The sequence below is a fragment of the Lacrimispora brassicae genome (assembly GCF_054772055.1).
On the sequence record NZ_BRYH01000046.1, the window covers coordinates 40265 to 52981 of the forward strand.

Consider the following 12717-nt stretch of genomic DNA (forward strand, 5'->3'; position numbering starts at 1 on the left):
TTAAATAAAGCTAGAATATCCTATTTCCCCCCACATATTTCCCCGTTAAATGCCTGTCATCAGACAGGTAGATGAACCGTTCCAGTCTCTCCCGAAGGGTAAGAGTCTGAGGATGAGGCAGACCGCTGTCATCCAGAACCAGTACATCAAGTTCATAGCCTTCCAGGAAGCTTCCCACCTTTCCAAAGAAGGAGCCGCCCCCCAGGGTTCCAAGGTAGAATGCCTCTTCCACTGTAAGTGGCTTTAAGCTTTCATCCTTTAGCCTCCATCTTAACTTTGACACCTGAATGGCATCTGCCATGGTGCGGAAAATAGATTCCCCGCTTCCTCCGGCCACGTCGCTTCCCAACCCCACATTCACCTTCCGGTCCAGATAGGTCCTGACAGGAGCAACCCCTGAAGATAGGTTGGTGTTTGACTGAGGACAATGAGCAATATAAACCCCACGCTCTTTTATTAATTCAATCTCTTCTTCTGACGAAGAAACACAGTGGGCCATAACCGTCTTCCCATTTCCTCCAAACAGGCCGAATTGGTCATAAGCATCTCCGTAAAATCTGGAAGCCGGGCAAAGCTCCTTTACCCAGGCCACCTCCCCCTGATTTTCCGACAAATGAGACTGTACCGGCAGCCCGTACTCCTTCTGCAGCCTTCCCAGCCGTTCCATCAGATCATCCGTACAGGATGGAATGAACCGGGGCGTCAGGATGGGCTTAACATTTTCATACTTAGAGCCGGTTTCCTCCAGCCAGCAAAGGGTTTCCTGCTCTGACTCTTCGGCACCCTGCTCCCGCAGATAATCCGGTGAATTCCGGTCCATATTCACCTTGCCGATCATGGTCTTTAAGCCGGTTTCCTCCATCAGATCCATTAAAAGCTCTGTTGCCTGCCTGTGGATGGTGGCAAAAATACAGGCCCTGGTTGTGGCGCTTTTTTTCATGGATTCTGCAAAAATCCCGTAAGCCTTTTGGGCATATTCCAGATCAGCGTACTTTGCTTCCTCTGGAAACGTATTGGTATTCAGCCAGTCTAAAAGCTCCAGATCCATTCCCATGCCGCGAAAGGCAAACTGGGGTGCGTGGATATGAAGATCCACCAGTCCGGGAACAATGAGCCTATCCCCCCAGTCCTCCAGAGGATAATCCTGAAACTGCGGGGGAAGCTCTTTAAATACCCCTGCGGATTTCCCTTCCCGGCAAACTAAGTATCCCTGGTCCACCGTCTTTAAGGTACGGACATCTTCACTGTAACAAATGTTGCCCTTTAAAACAAAACTTTTACCATCATTCATAGAACCTCCTATTCCGTATCAGAAAAATTCAAAATACGGCAGTCATAATTGCGGCGTTCCATCCATTCCGATAACTCAGCGCAACAAAAAAACTACCGTTGTTTCCATTTGTTCACACGCACATCATTAACACACAACAAAAAAGCTGGGTTTATTATGGCGCGGAGACTTATAGGCAACTATTACGGTAGTTGGTAGAGACGCTCAACCAATTATGAGCATATATAAGTTCCTTTAAAAACTGATACTAAAAATCCTGTAATTTCTGACAGGTTGACTATATCATATTGTACAACTATTTGTCAATACCAATTTCTTTTTTGTACATTTGTTATAATTTAGTAGTTTTCTTACCAGTTCAACCACTAATTGTCGGTAAATAATTAATAGTTTTTTTCTATAAATACCTTTTTCCTCTTGCCCATTTGAAAAAAAAGAGCCGGAAAGGAGCAACCGCAGCCGTCCCCCTCTGACTCTTTCTCTATGATATTCGTTAATATTTTCACTTATTTCACTGAAAATATTAAATCAGGTATTCCCCATATTTCTCCCAACGAAGTCCTCTCTCCTCCATCCACTGTCCAATATCTCCCTCCCAGTGGACCGGCATTGCCCAGGAAAGTCCGCAGCCAGAAGAAATCTGTCTGGGAACCGGAATGAGCCGTCCCGGTATTCCCTCCTTCTGGCATTGGGACTCTAAAGCAATGGCCTCTGCTGTCGTGGAGAAGGTGATGACAATTTTTTGTTCTTTTTTTCTCATAGTCTCATACCCGCGTTTCAATAATAATTCCTGCTTCATCGGCGGTTCCGGCATTATAGGAAAACTCTATAAATACGCATACAGCTCCCGGACAAAACGGATAAACAATCTGGCAGCCTTGCCAGGCTTGTGATTTTTGCTCCACACCATGTACAATTTCCGGTAAACCTCCTCAACCCCAAGAGAGAACCGAAGCAGGGTCCCCTGCTCTACATAATCGTCCACGGCTGCACCGGATATGATGGAAATGCCCATAGCTGCTTCCACGGATTTTTTAATGGTTTCCTGATTGCTGATGGTCGCCACAATTTCCAGGCGGCTTAAATCCACCCCCATATCCCTTAAATGGCGCTCCGCTTCCTTTCTTGTGCCCGAGCCTTCCTCCCGGAGGATCCACCGCTCCTCATAAAACTGTTCCAGGGGAAAGCCTGTTTCCACATATTGGCGATATTTGTCAATATTGGGAGTAATGATCACCAGACGGTCTGAATAAAAGGGCTCAAACACACAGGTGGGATCGGAAACTGTGGTCCCCGTAAAGCCGATTTCCACCAGTCCATCCTGGACCATACGGACCACCTCCATGCTGTCCGCCTCCTTTAGCTCCAGTTGGTTTCCGGGATAGGTTCTGGAAAACAGGGAAAGGATCTGAGGCAGAATATACTGTCCCGGCACAGTGGAAGCGCCCACTACGATCCTGTTTGCTGTTTTTAAATCCTTCTGGGTGAAATCCCGCAGGATATTCTTTTCCAACTGGAGCATTTTCCTCGCATTGCCATAAAGCTGTTCCCCTTCAAGGGACAGTTCCACATCCTTAGTGGTTCGGACAAACACCCGGACTCCCAGTTCCTTTTCCAGAGAGCTGATATGGGCGCTTACCGTTGGCTGGGTAAGATAAAGCTTCTTAGCTGCCGCCGAAAAGCTTTTTTCTTCCGCTACACATACAAACGCTTCCAATTGCTTCAGATTCATAAGCTCAGCTCCCTTACCCCGTGAATGGCTTTGTCGATCTCTTCTTCTTTATTATAATGGGACATGGAAAAGCGCACGGCTCCCTGCTCCACAGTTCCAAGGGCCTGGTGCATGAGAGGCGCACAGTGGGCTCCCGCCCTGGTATAGATCTCATAGGAACAGGCCAGCTCGTCCGCTACTTCTCCGGAATCGTAATCCCCTATGTTAAGAGCCACCACCGGAGCCCGGCAAAGAAGCGCCTTTTCCGAAAAGTCCCCATACACCCGGACTCCCGGAATATCCTTTACCCCTTCATAGAACCGTCTCATGAGAAGAAGCTCCCTCTCCCGGATGGTTTCTATTCCGGTCTTCTCAAGATACAGGAGGGCTGCATGAAGGCCGGCTATCCCGTGGCCGTTTAAGGTTCCTGCTTCCAGTACCTCCGGCATCTCCTCCGGCTGGGTCTTTGAATAGCTTTTGACTCCGCTTCCTCCCACCATGAAAGGACGTATGGAGATCCCCTGACGAACGCAGATCCCCCCTGTTCCCTGAGGTCCTAAAAGCCCTTTATGTCCGGTAAAGCACAGAACATGGATCCCCATTTTTTCCATATCAATGTCAAACACCCCTGCGGTCTGGGAAGCATCCACTACCAGGAGGATCCCATACTTTTTGCAGATACGCCCAATGATTTCTAAGTCGTTTAAGTTCCCTGTCAAGTTGGAAGCATGGGTACAGACCACTGCCTTTGTATTTTTCCGGACTGCAGCCTCAAAATCCTCATACCGGACCCTGCCCTTTTCATCTACAGGAAGGATGGTAAGCTCCACCCCCTGTTCCTCCATGCGGTACAGGGGACGCAGCACGGAATTGTGCTCCATCATGGTGGTGATCGCATGATCTCCCGGTTTAAGAAGGCCCTGGATGGCCATATTTAAGCTGGCCGTGGAATTGGCTGTAAAAGCCACCCTGGAAGGATCTCCCCCATGAAAAAGCTCTGCTAAAAGCCTGCGGGTGTCAAAGATCAGGCGGGAGGCATCCAGGGATGCCCCATGGGCTCCCCGTCCGGAATTCCCAAGAGAAACCATGGCATGGTTCACCGCATTTCTCACTTCTTCCGGCTTTTGGTAAGAGGTCGCCGCATTATCCAGATAGATCATTTTTATTACCTCAACTTTACTGATTTTTCTTCTTTTTCCACGACCCGTCCGATGATGCCGTAGGCTGTATCCATTTGGGCCTTTTTAAGATCCTCCATGATACGCTCTCCAACCTCAGGGGAAACGCTGATCAAAAGTCCTCCGGAGGTTTGAGGGTCACAGAAAATATCACGGATGTACTCTTCTGTGTCCCCGAAATCCACCTTTTCCTCCGTATAGGAACGGTTCCGGTAAGCCCCTTCCGGAATCAGCCCCATCTGGGCAAGACTTATGGCTTCCTTCTGAATGGGCAGATCCTTCACGGAGATTTCTATTGTGACCCCGCTGCCCTCCGCCATCTCAACCGCATGGCCTGCCAGGCCAAAGCCTGTAATATCGGTGCAGCTATGGATGGTATAATGCTCTGCAGCCTGCTTTGCCTTTTTATTTAAAGAGGTCATGACCCGGATCACTTCCTCTTTCGCCTCTTCTGAGGCCATATCCGCCTTGACTGCCGTATTGACGATCCCGGTCCCCAAAGGCTTTGTCAGGATGAGCACATCCCCTGGCAAGGCTTCGCAGTTTTTAAAAACCTTGTCCGGATGGACAAATCCTGTGACGCTCAGCCCGTATTTCGGCTCATCATCCTGAATGGAATGCCCGCCGGCCAATACAGCTCCCGCCTCAAGGACCTTGGAGGCCCCTCCTTCTAAAATCTTCCCCAAAAGAGCGGGATTTACGCAGTTGGGCCATGCCACAATATTAAGAGCCACCTTTGGTTCTCCTCCCATTGCGTAAATGTCGCTCAGGGCATTGGCGGCAGCTACCTGGCCAAAGGTATAAGGATCATCCACCACAGGAGTGAAAAAATCCAGAGTCTGGATCAATGCGGTTTCCTCATTCACCTTATAAATAGCCCCGTCATCAGAGGTTTCGATCCCCACCAGCAGATTGGGATCCTGAAATTTAGGCAGATTCTCTAAAACCCCGGCAAGAGTTCCGGGACCTATTTTTGCTGCGCATCCGGCAGTTTTTGTCATTTGGGTAAGTCTCACTTCATGATCTGGTATCATACCTGTTCTTCTCCTTATTCTCGCCCATGCTTTCTGGGCATAAAGGTATCCCTGGAAGGGGTCTCCTTGTATTTATAGACATCTGCTATTATTTTAGCATATTGTCATTTTTTAGCAATCCTTAAAACCCTTCAGCCCAGGGTTATTTCCTTTTCCAAAGTCATGGAATAAATAATTTTTTCCCTGACCCTTTTCCCTGTCATCTGTTCCAGGGCCCGCTGGTAGTAATCCATCTGCATCTGATACCGCTCAACCAGCACCTTCTCTTCTCCCGGCTTAATGTAATCCGTCTTATAATCCACCAAAACCAGGCTTTCTTCCTCCTCCATATAGGCATCTATAATACCCTGGATGAGGATCCGTTCGTCGGAATCCCCTGCCTCCATATCCCGGGCAGGAATGCCCACCACAAACTGCTGCTCTTTTTTTAAACGCCCTTCCCTTTGGGCTGCAGCCAGCCGTTTTCCAAGGGGAGAGGTTAAAAAGGATAAAAGGACAGGTTCCGATAATAGGGAAAAGCTTTCTTCATCCATTCTCCGGTCTTTCCTAAATCCCTCCAAGGCATTCCGAAGCTCTTCCCTGGTTCCCACTTTTCCAAAATCCAGAAGCTCCAAAGCCCTGTGATATGCAGTTCCCCGGAAGGCACCTCCTGTTTTTTCCTCTTTCCTTTCCTCCTTTCCGCCCGTTTTCCCGGGCATTAAGGGATCCCTGGAAGGGGTCTCTTCCCTTAAGAATGCAGGAATCGTAGGAAGGAACTGGCTTTCCTCCTCATCGGCAAACTGCCCCTGCTTTTTCAGCTCGGATACGGTCACCTTGGTGTGAAGCCTGATATCGGCCTCATAGGGATAGATGTACTCAAAGGCAGCCTTTAAGTCATCCCCGAACTCCTGGTCATAAACCTTTTCCGTATCAAGGGAAAGGAGCGCATCCTTTGTCAGCTTCTTTTCAGCCTGCCGTTCCATCTCTCCCCCTACCAGATCAGGCACAGATAATTCCTTTACCATCAGGTTCCCCGTATCCGCCCCTTCTTCAGAAAGGATCTGGGCAGGGGAATATTTTCCGGACAGGCTCATGAGCATCCAGTCCAGATAGGAATCTGCGGAAGAGAGGATGGTAAAGGGGATCTGACCTTTTACTCGTATAATCTCGGCAAAGCGTTCCAGCTTTTTATCCAGATACCGGTCAAGTCCGGTCATCACCAGCTTTTCCTTTGCCCTTGTCATGGCCACGTAAAGCACCCGAAGTTCCTCCCCCATGGCTCCAAGCTCCGTTTTTCTCCGCAGGACATGCTTTTTTAAGGTAGGCGCCTTTATCCGCCGATCCAGATCCAGATGGTCGGTCCCGATTCCCAGATCCGGATCAATGAGGATCTTTCCATAAGCATCCTGTTTATTGAACTTTTTCCCCATGCCTGCCAGAAATACCACAGGAAACTCCAGTCCCTTGCTCTTATGGATGCTCATGACCCGGACCGTGTTCTCCTCTCCGGCCAGGGAAGCTTCCCCAAAATCCGTATCGTATTTCTTTAAGTTCTCAATGTAGCGGATAAAATGAAACAGTCCGGTATAGCTGGTCTTTTCGTAGGCCGATGCCTTTTCCACCAGCATGGAAAGATTGGCTCTTCGCACCTCTCCTGCCGGCATGGCGGAAATGTAATCATAATATCCGGTTCCTTCATACAGGTCATAAAGCAGTTCATGGATGGAAAGATAGGAGGCTTTTTCCCTGTAAAGAGATAACAGTTTAAAAAAGTCTTCCAGCTTCTCATAAAGGAACGGATAATCCGAATCCCCGCCATCTGCATATTCCTTCCTGTAATGCTGCCATGCTCCATATAATCCCCTGTCCTGGCCTTTTTTAGCCGCCTTTTTCCAGACAGCCATCAAATGAGCCATTTCCTCATCCGTCACCCTGCCCATAGGGGACTTTAATACTGCCGCCAGAGGGATGTCCTGCATGGGGTTATCAATGATGCTCAGCATGGAAAGAACGGTTTCCACCTCAGGGGCGGTAAAATACCCGGTTTTCCGCTCGGCATAGGCAGGAATTCCCTCATTCATCAGGACGCTTACAAAGTCTTCCGCCCAGCCGCTTAAGCTTCTGAGAAGGATCACAATGTCCCCGTATCCTGCCGTGCGGTAGCCTCCCTTTCCTCCCAGCCCTTTATCCCAGATCAAAAGGCCGTTTACCGGGTCAATCAGCTCTTTGATCTTCCAGGCAATGGTCTTTGCCTCCATTTCCCGGCTGGTATAATCGGCCCCGTCATCGCCAAGCTGCTTTAACAAATTCCCTGACCCATGGATCATAAGAAGCTCCGGCTTCTCTCCCAAACGGCCGTCTGCTTTGAGGAACTCTGCGCCCGGATGGAGTGCTGCATCATCGGTATACTGTATATCTCCCAGATTCCTTGTCATGATCTGGTAGAATACCTCATTGATTCCCTTAAGGACCTCTTCCCTGCTTCTAAAATTCTGGTGCAGTTCGATTTTCTGGTATTTTCCTTCCTCTTTAGAATAGGAATCGTATTTCTCCAAAAATAACTGGGGCCTTGCCAGACGGAACTGGTAGATGCTCTGCTTCACATCCCCTACCATGAACACATTGGGGGTTCCAAACCGCTCTCTGGAAATGCTGCTGATCAGGGCTTCCTGCACATCATTGCTGTCCTGGTATTCATCCACCAGGATCTCCTCAAACTGTCTGCTAAGCTCATCAGCCACCTCAGAAGGAACGGTTTTTCCCTCTTCCTTTGCCAACAGTATTTCCAAGGCATAATGTTCCAAGTCATTAAAATCCACCAGGTTTTTCTCTCTCTTTTTATCCCGGTACTTATCTCCATATTCGGCTGCCAGGGAAAGAAGGATCGTCACCGCATCCCTGGTCCCTCTGATATCGGAAAGGACCTCCTCAGGCGATTCAAAGCAGTATAATTCCAGAAGCTTTCCCACCGCCTTTTTCACCCGGTCCCGGATTCCCGTCACAAAAGCCTTTTTTTCTCCATCAATATCCTTGCTCCTTATGGAGGCCAGGCGGACAAAGGAGACTTTTTTCAACTGCTCATTCAGGGTCTCGTAATCCTCCGCAAGATGTAAGCGGTCCAGCATCTGTAAGTCATTTGCCAGCATGGGCAGATAGGCTTCCGGCCCGTTTTCCTCTTCACACACTTCCATGGCCTTTTCCACCTGGAATTTTAATTCCGAAAGCTGCATTTTCACATCCTTCATGAGGAATCTCATCCATCCGGTGTCCATGATCTGCCCCATGTCACAGGTCTCCAGTTCCTTCCTGCACCGGTCAAGCCACTGGATGGGCCAGGGATTGCTCTGGGAAAAGGTATACACCTGCATGATGTAATCCTCGATCCCCCGGTCAGATTTTCCTGTTGCATAGGTTTCTACAAATTTCTCAAATAAGGGATCCGCCTTTTCATAATGCTCTTCCAGCATTTCCTTCATCACATCGGCCCGTAAAAGGATGAGTTCTCCCTCATCCCCTACCCGGAAGGCCGGATCAATGTCCAGCTTATTGTAATGGTCCCTGATAAGCCCCAGGCAGAAGCTGTCAATGGTGGTAATCTGGGCATAGGGGATCATGGCAGCCTGCATCTGCAAATGGGAACTGTCCGGGTTCTCCATAAGCTTTTCATCCACGGCCTTTAGTACACGTTCCCGCATTTCATCGGCAGCCGCCTTGGTAAAGGTCATGACCAGAAGCTGATCGATCCTTAAGGGAGCTTCTCCCTCCGTGATCATGCGGATGATCCGTTCTACCAGCACGGCTGTCTTGCCGCTTCCTGCTGCCGCCGACACCAGGAGATTTCTGTTTCTGCTTTCAATGACAGCCTTTTGTTCCTCTGTCCAGCAAATCGCCATTTTATTCTCCTTCCTCCTCTTCCCCTTCAATGACCGGCCATATCTCTTCGGATTTTAAGGGTTTAAATTTCCGGAAACCATATCCGGCCGTCTTTAAATCGAATCCGCAGACCGCATGGTAGGGGCAGTAATCGCAGGCGCTTCTGTTCCCCTGCTTATAGGGGGTTACATCAATGACGCCGTCAAGGATCTCCCTTCCTTCTGACTTTAATTTCTCCCGTACAAACTGCCTTAATGAAGAAAAGCGTTTTCCTCCTGCAACCGATGACCTGGCTTCCTGTATGATCCCGTTTTTCATGGCCACCGGGATTACATCGGATTCTGTCTCGATCTCGTGATCCAGGTGAGAGATGACGTTTAAATCGCTGTTGACCAGACCATTCATGCGAAGCTGCTTCAATATCTTCCCGCTGATCTCCTCATCGGTCATCTCCCCTTCTCTTTCGATGACAGGGTCGTTGATGTTGTAATAGAAAATTCCTGCAGGAACCACCGGCTTGTCCTGGACTCTCCTCTCCTCCATCTCCAAAGCCGCATCCATATAGACCACCAACTGAAGCTGAAGGCCGTAATACAGGGCTGTTAAGTCAAATGCCGTGCTTCCGGACTTGTAGTCAATGATCTTCACATAAACGGCTTCCTCATCCTCACATAAATCCATACGGTCGATCCTGCCTCTTAAATGGATGGCTTCCTCCTTTGACAGGGGGATCCTCATGGCATTTAGCTGGTCGGCAGCGGAAAAGGAGACCTCAAATCCCACCGGAACAAAATCACCTTTTTTTAACTGCTCAGAAAGCGCCCACACAGTCCGGTCCGTGATCCGCTCCACCTTGCCTGCAAGATACGCGTTTCTGGCGGAGCTTTTTAAAATGGTATTGCCATATTCTTCTGTCACCTTGATCACGCATTCATGGACCAGGACTTTCCTCTCCTCCTCTGTAAGGGTCTTAAAATCCCTTCCTTCTTCTTTCATACGCTGAAACCATAAGTCAATGGAATCATGAAACAGGTTTCCAATATCCATGGCCGCCAGCTCATATTTCTGCCGCTCCATAAGCTCCAGTCCGTAGCTTAAGAAATGGGCATAGGCGCAGGAGGCATACTGCTCCATCCTTGTGACACTTCCGCTTATGACAGAGCCGTAAAGGGCTTTTGCCGCTATTTTTCCGATTCCTTTCTGCTCATAAGCATGGAAAGCGGCTTCTGTAAACCTCTTTCCTTCCTCCCTGTGATCTTCTGACAAAAGAAAGGTCTTTAAAAGCTCCAGAAATCTCCCGTCTTCCCCATTTTTTCCGTAATCCCGCAGTCCGTCCGTCAGACGGTCTTTTGCCTCCCTCATGGACAGAGGGACTGAAAGCCTTGAAGGGGCAGCTTCCAAAAGGCCGGGAAACAGTCTTTTCAGCTCTCCGATCAGGGTGGATGGACGCAGGCTTTTCCCGCTGCCGTCCATGGCTGCATAGGACAAAACCAGTCTTTTCTCCGGCTTTGTCAGGGCCAGATAAAGGTAAAACCTCTGCCGGAACCCCTCTTCCCTGGCGGTGGGAGCCAGCTCCATCTGGTGATCTCCTAAAAAATCCCTTTCCCGGTCCGTAAATAAGCTGCTCTTTTCCTTTTTCACCGGCACAATCCCATCGTTGACTCCCACGAAAAACAACACCTTAATGTGATCCAGCCTGGTCCTGGTAATATCTCCCACCACCACACGGTCTACAGTGGCCGGAATCAGTCCCACCTGGATCTCTGAAAATCCCGCTTCCAGGATCTCCCCATACTCCCTGCGGCTTACATGCTCTTCTCCTAAAAGCCCTGCCAGCCGGTCAAATAAATCCATTACTAACCCGTAAACCTGGCTGTATTCCATGGCAAGGGTGAAATCTCCCTCATCCCGGAATTTTTCCTCATAAGCCAGCATCTTTTCCTCGATCCCTGTTTCCATAAGAAGGGCCGTCACCCCCCGGGTCATGGAAGCCACTGTGGAATCCGCTTCCCCAAAGGCCGCTTTTAAGCGCCTTAAAGGGGCCATGATCTCCTCCCGGAATCCATTTAATTCTTCCAGGTTCAGTTCCTTCCCTCCCCGGTACCAGCCTTCCCACTGGGAATCCCACCTTTTAAATCCCCTGATCCCCATGGCAATGACATAATTTTCCAGGCGGTCAATTTTCTCCTCATCCTCTTTGGCCGTGATGAGACCGGTTCTCAAATAACGGAACACAGATTCATAGGAAAAATCCTTTTGAATGATCTCCATGGCCGCCCGAACCAGCTCCACCATGGGATTTTTTAAAATGCTTTTTTTATCATCCAGAAAAAATGGGATCCCATTTAGCTGGAACTGGTGGATGATTTCATTGGAATAACCTCCAATATCCCCGGTAATCACAGCCATATCCCGGTAACGAAGCCCCTGGTTCCTGATTTCTTCTTCCATGGACCGGATCACAAAGGCAATCTCTTCCTTGGGATTTAAGGCTTTTATAAGGCGTATGGAGCCGGAGGTCTCATGGCAGGATCTGCCTTTGTACCGGTATAAATTCTGTTCCAGAAAGTCCAGGGCATTTTCCCCGCACTTCCCTTCCCGGTTCTCCCCTCCGGTCTCTCTCAGGTAACGGACAGCCGGATGATTCTTAAGAAGAATATCCTTTTCCTTTCCTGCTCCTGTCTCTTTTGCCAGCTCATTTAATTTCCATATCATCTGCCGGCTCATGTAAAACAGCTCCTGGACACCGGATTTTCTGCTCAGGTTCTCACAAGGATCTATGGTCACGGTAACTATGACCCGTTTGCTGTAGCAAAGAAGCAGTTCCAGTATCCTGTACTGGACAGGAGTAAAGCCCGTATAGCCATCAAGGGTGATCACACTGTTCTTAATCAGCTCCGACCGGGGCAGGACCCTGCACAGCACATCCAAAATCTCCTCTGTAGTGATGTATTTATCCCTGATGTAATCCTTAAAACCCTGATAAATAACAGATATATCAGAAAGCTTTTGCCGGAGCATGGGACTTACCGTATCCGGTATCCCCTGGTTTAACATTTCCGGAGATACACCGTACTGGTAAAGCTCCGACAGCATGGACTTTAACTGGGAAATAAAGCCGGACTTTGATAAGTGTTCTCTATAAAGGACCAGATCCTTTTTCTTATTGGCAGCCACCTTCCGCAGCACCATGGATTTTCCCATATCATCAAGAACCTGGGGATTTGAGATGGCAAGCTCCTCAAATACCCGGTAGGCAAAGCGCTTAAAGCTTACGATATCAATATTCATGACCCCTTGGTTTGGATGAAGGGAAACGATCTCCTTCTGGGTCTGCATGGTAAATTGCTCCGGTACAATGGCAATATACCGGGTATCCGGCTGTTCTATGGACTGACGGATCAAATCCGTATAAAGGCGGAAGGTCTTGCCGGAACCGGATCCGCCCAATATCAGTTGAAGGGACATAGACTCTTTCGTCTCCTTTCCTCTTAATCTGCCCACGGTTTCTGGGCATAAAGGTATACCCGTAGGGTGTTTCCTCTTTTTTGCCCATGTTCTTTGGGCATAAAGGTATACCCGCAGGGTGTTTTTCATTAATTTTTCTGCAGAAAGCAAAACGCATGTTTGTTTATCATCTTAACACAGATT

At 48.8% G+C, this 12717-nt stretch carries 7 protein-coding genes and 1 riboswitch; all 7 genes read right to left on the reverse strand.

What is annotated here, in order from left to right:
* Nucleotides 1-10: 10 nt before the first annotated feature.
* On the reverse strand, nt 11-1291 hold the full coding sequence (locus tag ACYVD3_RS20860; RefSeq protein ID WP_460644426.1) for an amidohydrolase family protein: 1281 nt from the start codon (nt 1289-1291) through the stop codon (nt 11-13).
* 152 nt (nt 1292-1443) lie between these two features.
* A riboswitch (purine riboswitch) is annotated at nt 1444-1539 on the reverse strand.
* A gap of 275 nt (nt 1540-1814) precedes the next feature.
* Nucleotides 1815-2051, reverse strand: a complete 237-nt coding sequence (locus tag ACYVD3_RS20865) for a DUF3343 domain-containing protein (protein ID WP_460644455.1) — start codon at nt 2049-2051, stop codon at nt 1815-1817.
* A 66-nt stretch (nt 2052-2117) separates the two neighbouring features.
* A complete protein-coding gene (locus ACYVD3_RS20870) occupies nt 2118-3023 on the reverse strand; it encodes a selenium metabolism-associated LysR family transcriptional regulator (RefSeq protein WP_460644427.1) in 906 nt (301 codons plus the stop codon).
* Nucleotides 3020-4162, reverse strand: a complete 1143-nt coding sequence (locus ACYVD3_RS20875; protein ID WP_460644428.1) for an aminotransferase class V-fold PLP-dependent enzyme — start codon at nt 4160-4162, stop codon at nt 3020-3022. The genes ACYVD3_RS20870 and ACYVD3_RS20875 overlap by 4 nt, the downstream gene beginning before the upstream one ends.
* A gap of 5 nt (nt 4163-4167) precedes the next feature.
* The gene (selD, locus tag ACYVD3_RS20880) at nt 4168-5214 is read right to left on the reverse strand and encodes a selenide, water dikinase SelD (RefSeq protein WP_460644429.1); all 1047 of its coding nucleotides are present in this window, start codon (nt 5212-5214) and stop codon (nt 4168-4170) included.
* 131 nt (nt 5215-5345) lie between these two features.
* The gene (gene addA / locus ACYVD3_RS20885) at nt 5346-9086 is read right to left on the reverse strand and encodes a helicase-exonuclease AddAB subunit AddA (protein ID WP_460644430.1); all 3741 of its coding nucleotides are present in this window, start codon (nt 9084-9086) and stop codon (nt 5346-5348) included.
* 1 nt (nt 9087) lies between these two features.
* Complete coding sequence (gene addB / locus ACYVD3_RS20890; RefSeq protein WP_460644431.1) at nt 9088-12534, reverse strand: helicase-exonuclease AddAB subunit AddB; 3447 nt, start codon at nt 12532-12534, stop codon at nt 9088-9090.
* Nucleotides 12535-12717: the final 183 nt, after the last annotated feature.